The organism is Butyrivibrio hungatei (genome assembly GCF_001858005.1).
GTDB lineage: Bacteria > Bacillota > Clostridia > Lachnospirales > Lachnospiraceae > Butyrivibrio > Butyrivibrio hungatei.
Window position 1 is genome coordinate 328,996 of the sequence record NZ_CP017831.1, and the last position, 19,972, is coordinate 348,967.

Annotated in this window: 25 protein-coding genes; 22 read left to right on the top strand and 3 right to left on the bottom strand. The window is 41.0% G+C overall.

The genetic code is table 11. The annotated features are described in order from the left end of the window. Positions 1–29: 29 nt before the first annotated feature. The 4 genes from bhn_RS01915 to bhn_RS01930 all read left to right on the top strand — a co-directional run bounded on the left by bhn_RS01915 (position 30) and on the right by bhn_RS01930 (position 4,731). Complete coding sequence (locus bhn_RS01915; protein WP_071175105.1) at positions 30–1,937, top strand: glycoside hydrolase family 31 protein; 1,908 nt, start codon at positions 30–32, stop codon at positions 1,935–1,937. Between the two features lie 123 nt (positions 1,938–2,060). Next, positions 2,061–2,921 carry an ATP-dependent sacrificial sulfur transferase LarE gene (larE, locus tag bhn_RS01920; RefSeq protein ID WP_083385624.1) on the top strand — a complete coding sequence of 287 codons (861 nt, stop codon included), beginning with the start codon at positions 2,061–2,063 and terminating at the stop codon, positions 2,919–2,921. Between the two features lie 139 nt (positions 2,922–3,060). Further along, positions 3,061–4,341, top strand: coding sequence for an O-acetylhomoserine aminocarboxypropyltransferase/cysteine synthase family protein (locus bhn_RS01925; RefSeq protein WP_071175106.1), 1,281 nt, complete (start codon positions 3,061–3,063; stop codon positions 4,339–4,341). 72 nt (positions 4,342–4,413) lie between these two features. After that, a complete protein-coding gene (locus bhn_RS01930) occupies positions 4,414–4,731 on the top strand; it encodes a hypothetical protein (protein WP_071175107.1) in 318 nt (105 codons plus the stop codon). A 72-nt stretch (positions 4,732–4,803) separates the two neighbouring features. Here the strand turns inward: bhn_RS01930 and bhn_RS01935 are convergent, their stop codons facing one another. Further along, positions 4,804–5,148 carry a winged helix-turn-helix transcriptional regulator gene (locus bhn_RS01935; RefSeq protein ID WP_071175108.1) on the bottom strand — a complete coding sequence of 115 codons (345 nt, stop codon included), beginning with the start codon at positions 5,146–5,148 and terminating at the stop codon, positions 4,804–4,806. Positions 5,149–5,262: 114 nt separating this feature from the next. On the opposite strand from bhn_RS01935, the gene bhn_RS01940 reads away from it, so the two are divergent. From bhn_RS01940 to bhn_RS01985, 10 genes are all read left to right on the top strand, one after another. Beyond that, positions 5,263–5,472 carry a 4Fe-4S binding protein gene (locus bhn_RS01940; protein ID WP_071175109.1) on the top strand — a complete coding sequence of 70 codons (210 nt, stop codon included), beginning with the start codon at positions 5,263–5,265 and terminating at the stop codon, positions 5,470–5,472. Then, complete coding sequence (locus bhn_RS01945) at positions 5,462–6,052, top strand: 4Fe-4S binding protein (RefSeq protein WP_071175110.1); 591 nt, start codon at positions 5,462–5,464, stop codon at positions 6,050–6,052. The genes bhn_RS01940 and bhn_RS01945 overlap by 11 nt, the downstream gene beginning before the upstream one ends. Next, on the top strand, positions 6,049–6,441 hold the full coding sequence (locus bhn_RS01950; protein WP_071175111.1) for a C-GCAxxG-C-C family protein: 393 nt from the start codon (positions 6,049–6,051) through the stop codon (positions 6,439–6,441). The genes bhn_RS01945 and bhn_RS01950 overlap by 4 nt, the downstream gene beginning before the upstream one ends. Before the next feature lie 65 nt (positions 6,442–6,506). Further along, a complete protein-coding gene (locus bhn_RS01955; RefSeq protein WP_071175112.1) occupies positions 6,507–6,932 on the top strand; it encodes a hypothetical protein in 426 nt (141 codons plus the stop codon). 15 nt (positions 6,933–6,947) lie between these two features. Continuing rightward, complete coding sequence (locus tag bhn_RS01960; RefSeq protein WP_071175113.1) at positions 6,948–7,187, top strand: zinc-ribbon domain-containing protein; 240 nt, start codon at positions 6,948–6,950, stop codon at positions 7,185–7,187. A gap of 211 nt (positions 7,188–7,398) precedes the next feature. After that, positions 7,399–7,761 carry a helix-turn-helix domain-containing protein gene (locus bhn_RS01965; RefSeq protein WP_071175114.1) on the top strand — a complete coding sequence of 121 codons (363 nt, stop codon included), beginning with the start codon at positions 7,399–7,401 and terminating at the stop codon, positions 7,759–7,761. After that, positions 7,751–8,446, top strand: a complete 696-nt coding sequence (locus tag bhn_RS01970; protein WP_071175115.1) for an ImmA/IrrE family metallo-endopeptidase — start codon at positions 7,751–7,753, stop codon at positions 8,444–8,446. The genes bhn_RS01965 and bhn_RS01970 overlap by 11 nt, the downstream gene beginning before the upstream one ends. 123 nt (positions 8,447–8,569) lie before the next feature. After that, the gene (locus tag bhn_RS01975; protein ID WP_071175116.1) at positions 8,570–9,190 is read left to right on the top strand and encodes a DUF4417 domain-containing protein; all 621 of its coding nucleotides are present in this window, start codon (positions 8,570–8,572) and stop codon (positions 9,188–9,190) included. Further along, complete coding sequence (locus tag bhn_RS01980; RefSeq protein WP_071175117.1) at positions 9,190–9,612, top strand: hypothetical protein; 423 nt, start codon at positions 9,190–9,192, stop codon at positions 9,610–9,612. Before bhn_RS01975 ends, bhn_RS01980 begins: the two co-directional genes overlap by 1 nt. Beyond that, positions 9,609–9,887, top strand: coding sequence for a hypothetical protein (locus bhn_RS01985; protein WP_071175118.1), 279 nt, complete (start codon positions 9,609–9,611; stop codon positions 9,885–9,887). The genes bhn_RS01980 and bhn_RS01985 overlap by 4 nt, the downstream gene beginning before the upstream one ends. A 158-nt stretch (positions 9,888–10,045) precedes the next feature. Here the strand turns inward: bhn_RS01985 and bhn_RS01990 are convergent, their stop codons facing one another. Both bhn_RS01990 and bhn_RS01995 read right to left on the bottom strand, forming a co-directional pair. Further along, positions 10,046–11,161, bottom strand: coding sequence for a helix-turn-helix domain-containing protein (locus bhn_RS01990; RefSeq protein WP_071175119.1), 1,116 nt, complete (start codon positions 11,159–11,161; stop codon positions 10,046–10,048). After that, entirely contained in the window at positions 11,151–12,446 is a 1,296-nt protein-coding gene (locus tag bhn_RS01995; RefSeq protein WP_071175120.1) for an MFS transporter, read from the bottom strand. Before bhn_RS01995 ends, bhn_RS01990 begins: the two co-directional genes overlap by 11 nt. A gap of 222 nt (positions 12,447–12,668) precedes the next feature. Here bhn_RS01995 and bhn_RS02000 point away from each other — a divergent pair, with 222 nt between their 5' ends. The 8 genes from bhn_RS02000 to bhn_RS02035 all read left to right on the top strand — a co-directional run bounded on the left by bhn_RS02000 (position 12,669) and on the right by bhn_RS02035 (position 19,923). After that, entirely contained in the window at positions 12,669–13,736 is a 1,068-nt protein-coding gene (locus tag bhn_RS02000) for an NAD(P)-dependent alcohol dehydrogenase (RefSeq protein WP_071175121.1), read from the top strand. Positions 13,737–13,794: 58 nt separating this feature from the next. Then, positions 13,795–14,727, top strand: a complete 933-nt coding sequence (locus tag bhn_RS02005) for a CobW family GTP-binding protein (RefSeq protein ID WP_071175122.1) — start codon at positions 13,795–13,797, stop codon at positions 14,725–14,727. Between the two features lie 102 nt (positions 14,728–14,829). Further along, a complete protein-coding gene (locus bhn_RS02010; RefSeq protein ID WP_071175123.1) occupies positions 14,830–15,645 on the top strand; it encodes a nitroreductase family protein in 816 nt (271 codons plus the stop codon). 20 nt (positions 15,646–15,665) lie between these two features. Continuing rightward, positions 15,666–16,115 (top strand): D-aminoacyl-tRNA deacylase, encoded by a 450-nt coding sequence (dtd, locus tag bhn_RS02015; RefSeq protein WP_071175124.1) that lies wholly within the window; start codon positions 15,666–15,668, stop codon positions 16,113–16,115. A 42-nt stretch (positions 16,116–16,157) separates the two neighbouring features. After that, on the top strand, positions 16,158–16,889 hold the full coding sequence (locus bhn_RS02020) for an alpha/beta hydrolase (protein ID WP_071175125.1): 732 nt from the start codon (positions 16,158–16,160) through the stop codon (positions 16,887–16,889). 69 nt (positions 16,890–16,958) lie between these two features. Next, positions 16,959–17,192 carry a purine biosynthesis protein PurH gene (locus bhn_RS02025; RefSeq protein WP_071175126.1) on the top strand — a complete coding sequence of 78 codons (234 nt, stop codon included), beginning with the start codon at positions 16,959–16,961 and terminating at the stop codon, positions 17,190–17,192. A 184-nt stretch (positions 17,193–17,376) separates the two neighbouring features. Continuing rightward, the gene (locus bhn_RS02030) at positions 17,377–19,008 is read left to right on the top strand and encodes a transglutaminase domain-containing protein (protein WP_071175127.1); all 1,632 of its coding nucleotides are present in this window, start codon (positions 17,377–17,379) and stop codon (positions 19,006–19,008) included. A 30-nt stretch (positions 19,009–19,038) separates the two neighbouring features. After that, positions 19,039–19,923, top strand: a complete 885-nt coding sequence (locus tag bhn_RS02035) for an LppM family (lipo)protein (RefSeq protein ID WP_071175128.1) — start codon at positions 19,039–19,041, stop codon at positions 19,921–19,923. The last annotated feature ends 49 nt before the right edge of the window (positions 19,924–19,972 follow it).

The following is a 19,972-nucleotide window of genomic DNA, read 5'->3' on the forward strand; positions in this document are numbered from 1 at the left end:
GGAAATATGTTAGGAGGAGTTAAGGGATAATGGTAAAAAAATACAGACTTGGAAATCCGATAGAAACAGATTCAGTAGTGGTTTCAATACAGGAAGAAAAAAGCACTATCCCATATTTTGATATAGTACAGGGAAAAAATGAGCTTAGATTCGACATGGATGAAAATGACCATGTATTTGGACTTGGCGAAACTGTACGAGGAATTAACAAAAGAGGTTATATCTTTACCAGCAAGTGCGCAGATGATCCAAATCATACTGAGGATAAAAGATCTCTGTATGCTGCTCAGAACTTTTTTGTCATCTGGGGAAACGGCAAGGGATTCGGAATGTACGTGGATACACCAGGATGTGTATCCTTTGATATAGGCTATACAGATACAAATGTCTTTTTCATTGAGTTTGAAGATTTTGATGCCAACATATATGTGATCGATGGCGCAAGTATCCTTGATATCGTAAAAGAGTTCAGGGGCATTATCGGAAAGAGCTATATTCCTCCAAGATGGGCATTTGGCTTTGGTCAGAGCAGATGGAGCTATATGAATGAGGACCAGGTCAGAGAAGTTGTAGATAATTACGACAAGAATGATATTCCAATCGATAGTGTTTATCTTGATATCGATTACATGGAAAGATACAAGGACTTTACAGTCAGCGATGAGAGATTCCCTGATTTTAAGGCCTTTGTAGAGGAGATGAAAAAGAGAAACATACACCTTGTTCCTATCATCGATGCCGGTGTTAAGATCGAAGAAGGCTATGATGTATACGAAGAAGGCGTAAAGAACGACTATTTCTGTAAAAAAGAAAATGGTGAAAACCTTGTTGCCGCAGTCTGGCCGGGCAAGGTTCACTTCCCTGATTTTTTGAACGAAGATGCAAGAAAATGGTTTGGGGATAAGTATAAAGTTCTTTTGGACTACGGAATAGACGGCTTTTGGAATGATATGAATGAGCCAGCTATCTTTTATACAGAAGATCATTTAAAAGAAGTATTTGAAAAGATAAAGGAATATGAAGGAAAGAATCTTGATATCAGATCCTTTTTTGACATGCAGGGCATGGTTGGAGGCCTTGCCAACAACGATGAAGACTACAGGCGATTCTATCATGAGTACAAGGGAAAAAGATACAGACATGATAAGGTTCACAACCTGTTTGGCTACAATATGACAAGAGCTGCAGGTGAGGCTTTTGAGAGACTTTCTCCTGACAAGAGGATCCTTATGTTCTCCAGATCTTCATATATCGGAATGCATCGCTATGGTGGAGTCTGGTGCGGAGATAATAAGTCCTGGTGGAGTCATCTGCTTCTTAATATCCAGCAGATGACTGCACTTAACATGTGCGGATTTATTTATAGCGGAGCTGACGTTGGAGGCTTTGGAGCTGATGTCACAGAGGATCTTTTGCTGAGATGGGCTGAGTTTGGCATATTCACACCTCTTTTCAGAAATCATTCTGCAGAAGGCACAAGAAGACAGGAATTCTACAGATTTACTGATACTGAGAGTTTCAGAAATATCTCAAAGCTAAGATATGCTCTGATCCCATACCTTTACTCTGAATTTATGAATGCAGTCGATAATGATGAAATGCTCTTTAGACCTCTCTGCTTTGATCATCCCGAGGATGACATGGCATATGAAGTTGAAGACCAGCTATACGTAGGCTCCAGCATCATGATCGCACCAGTTTACAAGCAGAACGCAAACGGCAGATACGTATACCTTCCAGAAGACATGAAGCTTTGCAGATTCAGAAGCTACAACGACTACGACGTTGAAGTCCTCGGCAAAGGGCATCACTATGTAAAAGCTGCTCTGAACGAAGTACTGGTATTTATCAAAAAAGGTCATGAACTTCCTCTTGCTACACCGGCAAGCAGAACAGAGGACATCGACTACAACAACCTAAACTACGAACGCTTTTAATCCAAAATGAGCCCTAGGGACGGAGGTTAGGGCTCATTTTGCTATTTAATTGCAACGAGACATGAGTGTGCTATAATCCTTTCAAAAGAGATTTAAGATATCAAAAGAAATTGAGGATTAGCTATGAGCACAATGCAAAAACCAAATGAGATGCTTCTTGATAAATATGAAAAACTTAAAGGCTACCTGCGCTCTTTAGAGAGCGTAGCGGTAGCTTTTTCTAGTGGAGTTGATTCAACATTCTTGCTGTATGCGGCAAAAGAGGCTCTTGGCGATAAGGTTATGGCAGTTACGGCATCCTCTTGCTCTTTTCCTAAGAGAGAACTTAATGAGGCGCTTGAGTACTGCAAGTCACAGGGAATCAAGCACGAAGTTGTAGAGTCAGAGGAACTTAAGATAGAGGGATTCTCTCATAATCCTAAGAATAGATGTTATCTCTGCAAACACGAGCTATTTGAAAAAATCCGTAAGATAGCAGATGACAATGGAATGAAAGAAGTAGCTGAAGGTTCTAACCTTGATGACAATGGCGATTACAGACCAGGACTTCAGGCAGTTGCAGAGCTTGGGGTAAAGAGTCCGCTTCGTGAGATCGGCTTTTCCAAGGAGCAGATAAGGATAATGTCCAATTACCTTGGACTACCTACCTGGGATAAACAGTCCTTTGCCTGCCTTTCAAGCCGCTTCCCTTATGGTGAAGAGATCACAGAAAAAAAGCTTTCTATGGTGGATAAGTCAGAGCAGCTCCTGTTAGACCTTGGCTTCCATCAGCTGAGAGTCCGTATCCACGGCGACATGGCAAGGATTGAGCTTGATCCAGCTGAGTTCGACAAATTCATGCAGGAAGATGTCAGAACTAAAGTCTATGACAAACTCAAGGAGTTCGGATTCACCTACGTTACTCTTGATCTCAAAGGCTATCGTACTGGCAGCATGAATGAGACTCTTTCTGCAGATGAGCTAAAGAGCGCAACAAGAAATTGAACTTAATTTTGCGATAACCATTGCTTATTGCAGACAATAAATCTTAAGTATTAGCCAACTAGTAGCACTGGCGCTATCATTTATTTCAACAAAACGACTTGAACAAAAAAATGTGTGAAAAGAGTAGGAGGAAGTTGAAATGAGTGATTACAGATTTGAGACATTACAGTTACATGTAGGACAGGAACAGCCTGATCCAGCAACAGACGCTAGAGCAGTACCTATTTACCAGACAACTTCATACGTATTTAGAAATTCACAGCATGCAGCCGACAGATTCGGACTTGCTGATGCAGGAAATATTTACGGAAGACTTACAAATTCAACTCAGGACGTATTTGAAAAGAGAATCGCAGCTCTTGAAGGCGGATCAGCAGCACTTGCAGTTGCATCCGGAGCAGCAGCCATCACATATACGATCGAAGCTCTTGCAGCAAACGGTGGCCACATCGTAGCTCAGAAGACAATCTACGGTGGAAGCTACAATCTTTTAGCACACACACTTCCACAGTACGGCGTTACAACTACATTTGTTGATGCACATGATCTTGAGGAAGTTGAGGCAGCTATCAAGGACAACACAAGAGCAATCTATCTTGAAACACTTGGAAATCCTAACAGTGATATCCCAGATATCGACGCCATCGCAGAGATAGCTCACAAGCACGGACTTCCACTTGTGATCGACAACACATTCGGAACACCATATCTCATCAGACCAATCGAGCACGGCGCAGATATCGTAGTTCATTCAGCAACTAAGTTCATCGGCGGCCACGGCACAACACTTGGTGGTGTAATTGTAGAAGCAGGTAAGTTCAACTGGAAGGAAAGCGGCAACTACCCACAGATCGCAGCTCCAAACCCAAGCTATCACGGAGTTTCTTTCTATGACGTAGTAGGACCAGCAGCTTTCGTGACATATATCAGAGCAATCCTTTTAAGAGACACCGGAGCTACAATCTCTCCATTCAATGCTTTCCTCCTACTGCAGGGAGTGGAGACATTGTCACTCCGTCTCGATAGACACGCTGAGAATACCAAGAAGGTAGTTGAGTTCCTTAAGAACCATCCAAAGGTGCAGAAGGTGAACCATCCTTCACTTCCTGATCACCCAGATCACGCCCTTTATGAGAAGTACTTCCCTAACGGCGGCGCTTCAATATTCACTTTCGAGATTAAGGGAGGAAAAGAGGCTGCTTGGAAGTTTATCGATAACCTCGAGATCTTTTCACTTCTTGCTAACGTAGCAGATGTAAAGAGCCTTGTGATCCATCCTGCAACAACAACTCACTCACAGCTTAGCGATGAGGAGCTTCTTGATCAGGGCATCACACAAAGCACCATCAGACTTTCAATCGGTACAGAGCATATCGATGACATCATTGCTGACCTTGAAAAAGGATTTGCAGCAATATGATATAATAACTGAATAAGTCAAAGCGGCAGGCCAAGGCTTGCTGCTTTTTTATTTATAAAAGGGAAAAGAGTTATGGAAACAAGAAAAAGAATTACTATTTCAATCGACGTTATTTTGTGGATAATCACAGCGATTCCAGTCATCAATGTGCTTAAGGAATGCCTTTATTCTGCAATTCACGGAACTATACCTTTTGTACAGTCATTCGGAAATGTACAGACTGAGATGGTATATGGTTTCGCTGCATTTATGGATACTTTGCAGTTTTACTGCATTTTCTTTATTGTATTTGTAATTGCCTGGGGCGGATTACTTGTCTTTACCCTTGGATTTACAGCCTACACTTACATCTTTTGCAAAGATGCCAAAAAACTTGAAGCACATTTTTGAGCCCTAGGGACGGAGGTTGGAGCTCATTTTGGGAAAAATGAGCTCCAACCTCCGTCCCTAGGGGTCATTATGTCAGATATTGTCCTCACCCCATTTTTTTAATTCTAAAAGAATTGGGATGAGGCTTTTTGCTTTTTTAGTAAGATTATATTCAACTCTGACGGGCATCTCGTCGTACTGCTTTCGTTCAACCAGTCCGTCTGTCTCAAGCTCTTTTAACGAATTAGCCAGCATAGTGTTAGTAATGCCGTGTATCGCGCGGCGAAGTTCACCGTATCTCACAACTTCATTATTGTCGATGACGCATAAGATCATGATCTTCCATTTGCCACCGACGATGTTTATTACCTTTTTGAGGCCGCAGCCTTCTCCTGCGATGTTGTCGCATAAAGGCTCTTTTTTCTTGTTATTTCCCATGGTATGTTTTTCCTTACTAGGTACATATATTCTGCGTACTTGATATATTTTTTATACCACTATAATATTGGCATTGTTCTAAAAAGACAAGTTCAAATTATAAGGAGATTGGTTATGAGGAAGGCGGCAAATAACATAAGCAGATGTGTTGCCTGCGGAGTATGTGCACTGCAGTGTCCGCGAGATGCAATAACTATTTATAAAGGCTGCTACGCTGTTGTGAACACTTCTAAATGCGTTGGTTGCGGTATATGTGAAAAAGCGTGTCCTGCAGGATCAATCGCAGTATGTGATACAGATAGGGAGGCTCGAGATGGCAAGTAAAAAGAATAAGCATTGGTATGACTACCTGTGGATCTGTTCAATAGTATATTTTGCCTTGGGCTTTTTTAACATCTTATTTGCCTGGCTTGGAATGATAGATTTTATCTTGCCGCTGATATTTGCTATCGCTGGAGGTAATAAGTGGTTTTGTAATCACATGTGCGGCAGAGGGCAGCTCTTTTGGGTACTAGGTAGGAATCTTAAATGTTCGAGAAAAAAGCCTGCTCCTAAATGGATGGCATCTAAATGGTTCAGGTATGGATTCTTGGCATTTTTCCTGACAATGTTTGGGACTATGGTATTTCAGACATATCTAGTTTTTTCAGGAACTGAATCACTTCGCAAAGCTATCAAACTGTTCTGGACATTTAAGGTTCCTTGGAAATGGGCGTATAATGGAAGTGTATTCCCGGATTGGGTTGCACAATTTGGATTTGGATTTTACAGTCTGATGCTGACTTCAACACTTATCGGACTGATAGTGATGGCACTTTATAAAGAGAGAACCTGGTGTACGTTTTGTCCGATGGGAACAATGACTCAGGGAATCTGCAAGATAAGGAAAGGTGGAGAATTATGACTTTACAAGAAAGAGCTGAAAAAGCTGTAGAAATGAAACTTTCAGGCAAGTACAACTGCGCTCAGGCAGTCACTACTGCGTTGGCAGATCAGACTAGCTTATCAGAAGAAAAGTTAAAACAGATATCTGCTGGCTTTTGCGCAGGTATGGGAAATCTTGAGGCAACCTGCGGAGCACTAATTGGCGCAGGTATGATCACTGGTCTTAAGACAGAAGGACAGGGAACACTTGGACTTACAAGACAGATCCAGGAAGAGTTTGCAAGAAGATGTGGAGCTTTGAAATGCAAGGATCTGAAGGCAATGACAGACGGTAAACCATTATGTCCATGTGAAGACTGTGTGCGAAATGCAGTACTTGTATTTGGCGAAACTTTCGGATTAAACTAATTGTTTCTTTTCGAAAAAAAGTTTATAATTTCTCCTTGGTGGGTATTCACTAAGGAGGAGAGAGAATGGCAAAGTTTGAAAAAGTATTCGACTTTACAAAGGAAAAAAATGTTGAAAATGTAATGAAAGCATTACAGGGCGGACGCGGACAGGAGTATCTCAACGCTATGTGCACAGAGGCACAGGCAGCAGGTGCAATGAACCTTTCCAAAGCCCAGATCATGATCACAGCAAATTATGTTTGCTACTATGGAGATTTCAAGAGATCCATCGTGATCCTTCCTATTCAGGATATCGTTAACGTTTACAGATCTAACTGCTTCTACGGATCATACGATTACAATTACATGGCAATCGCAGTTGAGACCAAGAACAACGAATTGTTCTACTTCTCAAAATGTTCTAAGAACCAGAACGTGCCTGATTTCATAACAGCGCTCGGAACACTTATGCAGCGCGCACAGGCTAATGCAGCAAATCTTGTAGGTTAATAGGAGGAAGGTCAGATGATAATCGTATACGGAACCAAAAAGAAAATGAAAATAGATAGAAACTATGGCACAGAGGTTTGTCCAAACTGCCATCACCAGGTACAGCGTAGTCTTGCTAGACAGAAGACTTACTTTACACTGTTCTACATCCCAGTACTTGGATGGACATCAAAGCGTCTTTTGCTTTGCCCATGCTGTGGTGATTCACAGGTTCTCACAGGTGCTCAGTACAAAGAGCTCAAGAACGCACAGTAAAAAATATAGATTCGAAAGGCCAGTTACTCATTGGGAAGTAGCTGGTTTTTTGTTTAAAATTTTTTCTGTGAATTCATCTTATATGATGCTAGATATTGAGTACTCCGAAAAAATTATATACCAAATATTGACTACTGTATTGACATAACAAAAAATAGTAAATACAATAAAATTGTACAAACAATTTTAAAGTACAAAAAGAGGGAATGATATGGGAAATCAATTTTTTGCAACGAGAATTAAGCAGTTGAGACAGGACCGAGGGATAACAATGGAAAAGCTTGCACAGGAGCTGAATGTTACAAAGAGTAGGGTAAACATGTGGGAAAATGGTGGTGCTATTCCTCGAAGCCAGACATTGATAGATTTAGCGAATTATTTCGGCGTTTCAACTGATTATCTTGTTGGAAATGATTGCGAGAAAAAATCTGACCCATCAAGCGATAAATTGCATACGTTACAGAGAAATCTAGGAAAACTTAATGAAAAAGATTTAGAAAGAGCTGAAGGAATGCTAAAAGCAGTATTCATGGACATCTTTGAAGATGATGAGGAGGATGAAGATGACATGTAGGAAGCCAGACTTTAAGAAAGTATATACGTTAGCGAATGAGATATTAGTATCTAATAAGAGTATTGATACTTTTCCATACAGCATCAAGAAATTAGTTAAGGAACAATCAGATATACAAACATGCTCCTTTTCGAAAGCAGAAGAAAAATATCATATTCCTATAAAGAATTTTGGAAGTGAGTCCGCTCATTTGGAGCAATACTTAGGGGCGAGTATCATCTTTTATAATGAAAAAGAGCCTAAATATAGAATAAGATTTGATTTAGGGCATGAATTTGGCCATTTCATGCTTGGTCATGAAACTGATTTAGCTAAAGACAATCCGTTGTATGCAATTCAAGAAATAGAAGCGAATTGTTTTGCTGCGCAGCTCTTAATGCCAGAACAATTAATAAGAGAGTGTGGAAATAGAGGCTATACTATTACCCCAGATTTTATAAGAAGAGCTTTTGAAGTTTCGGATGCAGCTGCTTCAATGAGAAAAGCCACTTTAGCAAAAACAAACTATGAGTGGAGAGATCGTACAGAAAAGCTTTTTGATGATATTATCATAAGTCGATATGGAGATTTTTTGGATAAAGTTGCTCCAAAGAGACGTATAGAGATATTTAACAGTTTTTATTATGATGAAGAATTTGACAAGCAGCGAGAAAGAGATAGCTGGTTGGATCCAAGAAGGAGGTGAAGAAGTTTCTCTTTCAAACATATTAAAAAGTAGAGAAGGGCGTGCTATGTAACCTCACCTAGACAATGACTTACATAGTATCCTTTCTGAATTGTACCGCTGAAGCGGAGAAAGAAGCTAGGTATGACTAGCAAAGAAATGCGGGAAAACCCGCTTTTTATGAGAAATGAATTTGAAGTTGAAGGAAAGTGGGGATTCCCGCTTGTGCGAAAGCAGGATATTGATTTAGCTCATATTGAGCTAATAGCTTGTTCTGATGTTAGTTCGCATGATACCAAGAATCTTCATAAGGGGGTACACTTCTTTGTTGATGATTTTAGGTTTGATAAAATCTATGATCATCCTGAAAGATCCTTTAAAAGATTTGAGAAATATCGTTTTTTGTTAACTCCCGATTACTCATTATATGCAGAAATGAATCCATGGAGACAAATAGAATCCGTAGGAAAAAGCAGATGGGTTGCGGCAAAATGGCAACAGTTAGGTGCTTTAGTTATTCCGACAATAAGTTGGGGATTAGCTAGAACATTTGAGTTTTGCTTTGATGGAATTGAGAGGCACAGCATAGTTGCTGTTGGAATGATAGGGTGTAAGCGTAACAAAAGAGACTTTTTAAGAGGCTATTCAGTTATGCTTGATAAGATTGAGCCTGAAGCCATCATTTGCTTAGGAAAACCTTTTGAGGAGATGAAAGGTAACATAGTTGAAGTTGACTATCGTTCTTCAAGAAAGGTGGTGAGATAATGGGAGGTCGAGGCACATTTGCAGCTGGGAATCCGGTACCTTACGTTTATGAAGTTGACACATCCTTTTTTTCAGAAGGAAAATATAATGGAATAAAAGTATTGAAAGGAAAAGATGGAACAGGCAAACATGGACTTCCTGAGTCATCACATTCGAGTATTGCGTATTTGAAAATGAATCCGGATGGTACATTCAATACAATGAGAATATATGACGAGAAACATAGGCTGAGAGTTGAGATTGCTTATCATTCAGAACAATCAATAGGTAAAGGTCAGCAGAGAGTACTACATTATCATACATATGGAAAAGAGTTTAGTTCTGGGCAATCTACAGAATTTTCTAGAACAACACACATATTGCATAAGAACTCGAAGCTATATAAAAAGTACAAGAAATTTTTTAGAGGTGTGAACATATGATTAATGGGAATACAGATGACTTTGTTAGTAAACTATGGGATGGAGAAGAGGTAATTTATATTTATAATGGAAAAAAATACTTCTCTCAGGGATACAATTTGGATGATGGAAGGTACAGATTTGAATTGCAGCTTTGGGAACCACAAGGTGAAATGCTCTGGAAAGTGGAAGGGCTGAATAGACAGGAGAGCTTGGAAGCATTTCTAAAAGAACCTCTTTTTGATGGTAAGACTTTTTGGGAAGTTGAAAAAGAAATAGAATGGGTTGATTATTAAAAAACGCACTAACTGTGCTAAAAAGCAACAATCAATGCGTTAATGTAAGGTATGCTATGCAACCTCACCTAGACAAGGTAAGCATAGCATATCTTAATTTTTTTTTCTAGAGAAAGTGTATTTGTTTATTTTTGAGCTCTAACCTCCGTCCCTAGGGCTCATTTTTTCTTCATCTCATTCCAGCACTCCACAACCTTCCCCAGATGCTTGTGGTTTATCTTATTGGAGCCATCGATCTTCTGTGCGAAAAGAGCTTCAATCCCCGAAACAGCAGTAGCCCCCAGGGAATCGTAAACGGAAGATTTATGTTTGCATAGATAAAAGCGGATGCTGGTGGAAAGCTCGGAAGACTTGTGTGGAGTCTTGTCGTATAAAACAGCAAGATCGTAAGAAGCACGAACACACTCTTCCATGGCGTCGTAGTCCTTGAGACATGCAAACCACCAGGCCTTTATGATGAGTGATATGGTCTTTAATTTATGAGTATATCCAATAGAATCAGGAACAGCATAGGCATCAAGCATGACGATCGACGCATCCAAAAGGTCAATGGCCATCTTGAAATCCTTGGCTTTACCTGAAGAAGCAACGGCAAGAGACATATTCGTCATAAGCTGGTACTGAGCCCCAAAGTTGCGGAGTAGTGCCATAGAACTGAACTCAAGACATTCCTCTCTATTGTTCATATCTAAAAGGAGCTGACCAATAATAGCGTCATTGCAGCCGTTGTAGTTGATATTCTTAAGCTCAGCAAGGGCTTTGTCAGGATCTTTTTTCATATAAAGCTCAGCAATGTAAAGGCGTATAGTGAACTCCTTGACCGCGGGATCAGTGTTCTGTGAAAAGTACTCAAGACAGCGATTCATAAGGTCAATAGCCGTGTCACAGTCCTTGGAGTTCATGTCTGCGTAAGACTTGTAGTAGTACAGCTTGGCGCAGGCCAAAAGAACCTTGAAGGTATGAGGATAGCGAGTAAGAGCACTATTAGCCTCTAGAACTGCCTCATCAAATTTGTGTTCGTCGCAGAGATTTTCGATAGTCTCTACCATCTTGTCTATATTCTTGGAAGATTTGTCATAGCTAAGGAGCTCATCCATAGAGATGTTATAAAGATTTGCAAGCTCCATGAGTGTCGTGATATCCGGCACATTGTTGCCGTTTTCCCACTTGGAGACCGCGCCAATGGTAACACCCAGGGCTTCTGCAAGTCCGTCCTGGGTAAGGCCCATTTCCTTTCTATATCTCTTGATGTTTTCCGCTAGCTTAAGTTGCATCTGGCAATTCTTCCTTCAATTCGAAATTCATATGACTAAATGCTACGAGAACAAAGAGTAGTATCGCAAGTACAGCGCTTCCGCCAATAAGAGTAGCTGCGCTAAGTTTTAATGCGGCAAAAGAGATGAGAAGTGAGCCAAGTGGAGTTGCAGCAGAAGATGAAGCATTGAATACCGCAGCAGCTCTGGCAAGGAAGCTCTGATCTACGCTTTTAACAAACTGAATGCTAAGAGTTCCGCCGATTATGGACGCTGAGCACATCATGATCATGAAACTAAGCGCTGTCAAAAGATATCCTGGAATAGCCGCGCCATTTGTATATTTGCCAAGTGTAATAAGGTACATTCCCGCTCCAAGAGCAATTCCGCAGATTACCAGAATCTGCTTGGCTGACATTTTCTCAGCAAACATAGGAACAAGAGCTGAACCAATGATAGCGCCGATCGCAGCAGCCATACCCATTACGCTCAAAAGCTCTGAGCCCATCTTGAACACATCCTCTACGATAGGAGCCTGAAGTGAATTAAGTGGCACCAAGAGGAAATTAAGAACTATAGCAATAAGGCAGTAGTTCAGGATTACACGGCTCTTTTTAACGTAATCAAATCCACCCTTCAAAAGAGAAAGATATGATTCCTTGGCAGCAGGTACAGCTTGCACAGTTTCTGAAGCCTCAGTAGTAGGTACTTCCGGAGTAGTAGTCTTAAGCGACCAGGTTCCAATAGCAGCCATGAAGAAGGTAGCCGCATCAATGAGCATTGCAGTATATACTCCAAACTTTGCAATGATGATACCTGCAAGACCAGTACCGATAAGAGCTACAGTGTTAGAAAGAGTTGAGTTAAGGCTCATTGCATGAGTTAAGTGCTCCTTTCTTATAACTGTAGGGATAAAAGCTGTAGATGCAGGCAGGTTAAATGACTCGATAGTTGTGATAGCAAGTGTGAACACAGCCATCATGATAGGGTTTACCACGCCCATAAGGTACATAGCCACAAAGCCAGAGATCACGAGACCTCTCAAAATATGTGTGCCAACGATGACCTTCTTTTTGTCCATCTTTTCAACAAGTGCTCCGGAAAAAGGCTGCACGATAATGTTTGGAAGTACGTTAAGTCCAAATATCAGCGCAGACCATGAGGCGCTGTGAGTGATCTGATACACCAGCCAGGTGAAGGCAATTGCATCCACTGAATCACCAAATCTGTTGATCAGGTTAGTAAAAAGAAGCTTTCTATATTCTCTGTTCTTGATAATATCCTTGTACTTTAGTTCCTTAGCCATAGTTTCTCCTCATTTCATTTATATTCTATGACTAAGTGTACAAGCTCTTTACTTGCATTTTAACATACCATTTATCCAGTTGCGAGAGAAAAAACTTTCCAATACGGAAAGATGACTACAAACCTAAAAAACCTTGTGCCGACAGTTCTGTTCACGATATAATATACATAACATTACGTGTATTGGGGAATGCATCAAATTAAATACGGAAGGAGAAGGTATATGAAGGGTTTTGCAATGCTCAAGATCGGCGAAGTTGGATGGATTGAGAAAGAACGCCCAACTTGCGGCCCAATGGACGCTATCTGCCGTCCTCTCGCAATCGCAATCTGTACATCTGATGTACACACCGTTTGGGAAGGCGCAGTAGGCGACCGTCACAACATGATCCTTGGCCATGAAGGATGTGCTGAGGTCGTAGAAGTTGGTAGTATGGTAAAAGACTTTAAGCCAGGCGATAAGGTACTGGTACCAGCTATCACCCCAGATTGGAATTCACTTGAAGCTCAGGCAGGATATTCAATGCACTCAGGCGGAATGCTTGCGGGCTGGAAGTTCTCAAACTTCAAAGATGGTCTCGATTCAGAATTTTTCCATGTAAATGATGCAGACGGTAACCTTGCACACATGCCAGAAGATATGAGCCTTGAGGATGCGTGTATGCTTTCAGATATGGTTCCTACAGGCTTCCACGGCGTAGAGCTGGCTGACATTCAGTTTGGAGATACAGTTCTTGTGATCGGTATCGGACCTGTTGGTCTCATGAGCGTTGCAGGCGCACGTTTGCGTGGTGCTTCACGTATCCTTGCAGTAGGAACACGTCCTACTTGCGTAGAAGCAGCTAAGTTCTATGGAGCAGATGAGTTTATCAGCTACAAAAATGGAACTATCGAAGATCAGGTTCTTGCTATGACAGACGGTAAGGGCGTTGACAGAGTAGTTGTTGCTGGCGGCGGAGTTCAGACCTTTGAGTCAGCTGTAAAATCCCTTAAGCCAGGCGGCAAGATCGGTAACGTCAACTACCTTGGAAGCGGTGACTATATCACTATCCCTCGCGTAGAGTGGGGTGTAGGAATGGGACACAAGCAGCTTCAGGGCGGCCTCATGCCAGGTGGAAGACTCCGTATGGAGAAACTGGGCGCGCTTGTTTCATCAGGTAAGCTCGATGTCAGCAAGCTTTCAACTCACGTATTCCACGGATGGGAGCATATCCCAGAAGCTCTGCAGCTCATGAAAGATAAGCCAGCAGACCTCATCAAGCCAGTTGTCATCTTAGACAATCAGCCATGATAACAAAACTTAAGGGCGGTCCAAGGGCCGCCCTATCTAATTGATAGGACCGACTACTATGCAGATATTACTCGTATCAGGCTTCCTGGGGGCAGGTAAGACCACATTCATCAAAGAACTCATTACAAGAACCAATAAGCGTCCCGTCATAATGGAAAATGAGTACGGAGCCAACAATCTTGATGCTCGGGAGCTCCAGAATGCATCCGCAGGGAGTGACAATGAAATAAAGATCTTGGAATTCATGGAAGGCTGCGTGTGCTGTACCATGAAAGACAGCTTTGTAAATTCCGTTCTGGCAATCTTTTCATCCCTAAGTCCTGAGTACCTCATAATAGAGCCAACAGGCGTAGGAAGGCTCAGCAGTATCATAGAGAACCTAAAGCCTATACTTGGAAGGGCAGTTTTTCTCCTAGAGCCCATCGTAGTTCTTTGTCCTGAGACCTTTAGGAGCAACATGAAGGAATACCCTGAACTTTATAGGGACCAGATTGCAAACGCATCTCGCGTAGTTTTTTCTAAATGTGAACATACAGATCCAGACCAGTTAAAAGAAGTAACGAATGAGATCTTAAAAATAAATCCAAAGGCCAAGATCACTGATCGCCACTACTCTCAGATGGATGGCAAGTGGTGGGATAGTCTCATGGAAACAGAAGTAGATGAGACGTCTTTAGAAAAGAAAGAAAAGCTTAAGGACCCAAAGGATGTCTTTTCCCAGGTAACAGTCACTAAGGCAGGACTTCAAAATCCCGGTCAGCTGGTGCAACTCCTAGAAGACTGTCTCCACGGCGAGTTTGGGCTTATCTCAAGGGCCAAAGGCACTATCTGGGTGGGAAGTGAACTCCTTCGCTTTGACCTTGCTGACAAAATGTACGCCATAACTGATTCGCCAGATGATGGGACCCAGTGCGTTTTCATTGGCAAAGGACTCAATGAAAAGAGGATAAGGGACAGACTCATACCTACTGACCGACATTCAATTTTTTGACAAAAAAGTTCACAAATTTTTCAAACACCAATTTAATTGGAAAAAATCATAATAGTGGTATAATCTTTTCGGAAAACGTAATAAAAGGAAGAGAAAAGATATATGTCAACATTTATTGATTTAGCAAGGAAAAGAAGAAGCGTAAGAACTTTCGATGGGCAGATGCCAGATCAAGAGCTTATTGACGAGTTAAAAGATTACGCTTCAGAGATTACAAACCCATACGGTATCAAGGTAAGATTTGAGTTTCTTGATGCTGACGAAAATAAATTATCAAGCCCTGTTCTTGCAGGGGAGAAGATGTACATAACAGCCTCAGTAAAAAAACAGGAAAATGCCGAAGAAGCTTATGGCTACAGCTTTGAAATGCTTCAGATGAAAGCATTAGAGCTTGGTCTTGGCACAGCCTGGATTGGCGGCACATTGCCAAGAGAGAAGTTCGAGGCAGCAATCAAACTCTCAGAAGATGAGATAATGCCTTGCGTGTCACCACTTGGAAGACCAGCTCAGAAGATGTCTATCAAAGAGACTCTCATGAGAAAAGGTGTTAAGGCAGAATCCAGAATGAAGATGGAAGAGCTCTTTTTCGTAAGAGACTTTGCAATGCCACTTGATAGAACCTATGCTGTAGGCCACGGTCTTATGGATGACCTTGAAGCAGTAAGGATCGCTCCATCAGCAGTTAACAAGCAGCCTTGGAGAATCCTTATCGAGGACAACAAAGCTCACTTCTATGAGAAAAAAGACAAAGGCTTTGCAACACAAGACTACGACGTTCAGAAGGTAGACCTTGGAATTGCCATGTATCATTTCGAGGCTCAGCTCATTTCTGAAGGCAGGAAGCCAATTCTTTCAACAAGAGAACCAAACCTGATCGTTCCAGATCAGATGGAATATATTGCAACATACACATTCTAAATAAAGCCAGGGGGATAGATATGCGTGCAGTAGTGACCAGAGTGCTGTCAGCTTCAGTTACAATAGATGGAAAGACAGTTTCATCCATAGATAAAGGCTTTCTTGTGCTTTTGGGCGTTCATAATGATGACAAGGAAGAACAGGCAATCAAGATTGCTGATAAGATCTGTGGTCTTAGAGTGTTTGAGGACGAGAACGGCAAGATGAACATAAATCCAAAAGATGCAGGTGCTAAGCTCCTTATCGTCAGCCAGTTCACTCTCTACGCAGATTGCAGCTCCAGAAGACCAGGCTTTACAGACGCGGCAAGACCTGAGATATCAGAGCCCCTTTACGAGCTTGTAGTTTCTGAATGTAGGAAAAGAGGTTTCGAAGTCGGAACAGGAGAGTTTGGCGCTGACATGAAGGTTGAATCCGTCAATGACGGACCGGTGACCATATTATTAGATACAAAAGACTTTATGCGCTGATGCATAAGGTCTTTTTCAAATAACATCTCAGGAGGACTTACAATGAACGAATTCTTCATTCCAAGTGATGGCATCCGCCTTCACGCCAAGCTAGACAAACCAGAAGGCTTCACTAAAGGACCACTCTGCATCCTAATTCATGGCTTCACAGGTCACATGGAAGAAGACCACATCATTGCTGTCAAAGATGCCATGTTAGAATCAGGTGTTGCAGTGCTGAGAGCCGAAATGTACGGACATGGCAAGAGTGAAGGAGAGTTCAAGAATCACACTCTGTATAAATGGGTAACTAATGCCCTTTCTGTTGTGAGCTATGCCAGAACATTAGATTTTGTGACAGATCTGTATCTCAGCGGTCACTCCCAGGGGGGACTCCTTACAATGCTGGTGGGCGGTATGTGTGCAGATGACTTCAAAGCGATTCTTCCACTGTCTCCAGCCTGGATGATTCCTGAGATCACAAGAGATGGTTCCATCCTTGGCACAAGCTTTGACCCTGCTCATATTCCGGTGTCAGTTAAGTCCGGTGACTGGGAGCTTTCTGGAGATTATATCCGTGTAGCTCAGACCATCCACGTAGAGGATGAGATAGCAAGATATAACGGCCCTGTCTACATAGTTCATGGCGACGCAGATAGCGTTGTTCCATACTCCTACGCCGAGAAGGCTCATGCCCTGTACCACGACTGCACAGTAGTGCCAATTCACGGAGCAGACCACTGCTTTGAAGAGCATCTTGACGAACTCAAACAGGCGATCAGAGACTTTTTTTGATGGTGCCCGAAGTGGACCTGGGGGACGGGGTTAGTGGATCATTTATATGAAGATGTGAGGTAAGAACAAATGGATTCAATACTTATAAAAGATACAACAAGAGAAGAAAGAGAGCGCATCGTAGCCGAGTCAATCGGTAACATCAGCGGCTCCTGTGACGGCTGCATGAGCGGCCTTGCCGAAATGTACCAAGACTACATCGATGGCAAAAAAGAGATTCGTGACATCAACATGGAATTTCGCGCCCACTATGAGTCTGGAGTCGATGGACCAGAGAAGTCTGAGTGTGGATATAAGAGGTAAAAAATGAGCCATAGGGACGAAGTTGTGGCTCATTTTGATGACGACAGTGAGTAGCTTTGCAGAAATGTAAGGCTACTTTTTTTCTGCGTGTTGAAATCCTAGACATGATATAATTATTTTGTATTCACGTTCTTCTATATGCTATATAACGTCGATAAAATCGTGTTAAAAATGGAGACCAACGATGAAGATAATTGAGAAGATATTGTATGTTTTAGCCGCTTTGTTGGCACTAGTATTTCTTTTTATGCTCCTATGTATGGTCAATCCACAAGTGCATGAAAAGGTATCTGAACTTGTTGATAAAGTGACGGAAAAGGATGCGCAGAAGACATCTGTTCCAGAAGATAGCGCTAATTATACTTTTTCTATCCCGGAAGCAACAGAACAGGAAGAAACAAAACAATATACAAGACCGGAGCAGAAGACATATGAAGAATATGTTGAAAAATGGACTGGGGATGGAATAGACGATGAATATCGTAATAATGATACGTATGATGATTTTGTAACAGCATTTACTGAAGGATTTATTGAAGGGTTAACCGGAGACGAAGAATATGACGAAGATGAACTGCGAAAAGCTTACGAAGAATCAAATGAAAGTAGAGCAGATTATCAAATACCTGAAACAGAAGTAAAAATAGTTGAAAATGAAGAAGAGGCTACAGAAGTAGTAAAAGATACAGATGTAGGAGAAACTGGGGAAAATGAGGAATTTGATCCGTTGTTTTATCCTTACTACAATATTTTGAATTCTAAAGGGAAAAGATTGTATAAGCAAATATATGCAAATGCAGTTGCCTTGAATGAATCGTTTTTGCCCGTGGAGGATGCAACGGGTAGTGAGTGGGATACGGCGATGTTTAGCGTGATTTATGATCATCCAGAGTTATTTTGGGTAGATAATACGATTTATACGCAATATGACTATAACGGTAAAATAATCAAACTTCACTTCTATTATTATGATGAGATACCAGATATACCTGCGGCTCAAAGAAAATTTGAAGCCAAAGCTCAGGAAATGATAGCAGGTGCGAAAGATTTAGAAACTGATTTTGAAAAAGAAAAATATATTCATGATCTTCTAGGTAACAAGTTAACATATGATTGGGCTGAATTAAATCAGAGTGCTTATAGTGCAATTGTATATGATAAGACAGTATGTGCGGGCTATTCGAAAGGATTTCAATATCTTATGCAACAATTAGAAATCCCTACTTATACATGTGTTGGGTGGGGCGGATTTGGAATATTATTCGGTGGAATGCATGGCTGGAATATTATCAAGCTTGAAGCTGATTATTATAACGTTGATTGTACTTGGGATGATGATGAACCTATTAGCTATGAATATTTTAATCTTTGTGATGATGACAACTATATGCATACGCGTATGTTCAATTCAATCTATTTACCACCATGTAACGGCAGTAAGTATTCTGGGTTAGTTAAAAGAACAATGTCTGACTATGGATTAGGTGAAGATGATGTAATAGACAACATGGAGGATTACTACGCGTATTGTAAAGATAAGGCGTTGAATGAGAGTAGTGTATATGATGAAAATTCATATGAATGTGATTTTGGAGTAGTTATATCAAAAGAACTCTATACTCAATGGAAAAAGGAATATGAAAGTGGTGATTTCTACGATGAATATCTAAACGACGTCATTGCCACTTTGGGAGAAAGCAAGAAGTATAACTTTTTCATGCCAATAGGATTAGTGCTATGTGAAGAAGAAGAACTTGATGACGGCAGTTATCTAATTACTCATTCCATATATATGGGATATGTGGGAACAAATTAATGATTCTTATTTGAAGAAGGTGCTTATTAAATGAAAAGTGTAAAGAAAACGCTGTTTTTAGGAGTAATATTGATTCTTACATCTATTTTTTTGGCAGGTTGTACGACAAAACAAAGTGCACGATTAGATTTTGATATTACAATTAAGAGAAATCAGAAAGTTGATATATCAGTTCTCTGCGCAGTTTTACAGGAAATGGTCACAGATGAATTCTTATCAACAGAAGACTTGAGAGATATGAAGTCGAGGGGATGGGAGTACAAATTATATAATCAAGACGAATATTTAGGCTATGTTTTTACGATGACTGATCAAAGATTAGCAGATGTGGTTCATTCGGCTGAAAGTATGGAACCTAGTCTTGGGGGAATAGATATAGAAAATTTTTCCATATCACAAGATGGGATGACATATACTTTTAGGGCGCAATTGTTTGATGATGATGACGCTGAATATCTATCGTTGTTTAGAACAGACTTTTTGGAAAATGATGGATATGTACGAGTTACTTTGCATTTGCCAGAAAAAGCTACTAGTAGTAATGCATCATTTGTGTCAGATGATGGAAAGACGCTAACGTGGGATCTGCTGAACATGGGTGCTAATCAGCAGATGTATGCTGAATTCAGAATAATACCACAGTATTATATTTATATAATGATAGGTATAGCTGTGATAGTTCCAATTCTACTAATAATATCGACTGCCATAAGGGTGTCACGCAAAAAGAAAGAAGCTAAGATTGCAGCAGCTCAGGCAGCGGCAAGAAAGAAGGCAGAAGCATTAGCAGCGGCTGAAACGCAGAAAAAGGCAGCATCTGTAGCACAGGCAAAAAAAAGAGCACTTGCGGCAGCTCAGGCAGCAGCCAACAGAAAGGCGACTCCAAATACTGTTTCGAAGAAACCAAATACATAAAAAATTAAGTACAAAAGCTATATGATGGAAGTAATCTGTCATATAGCTT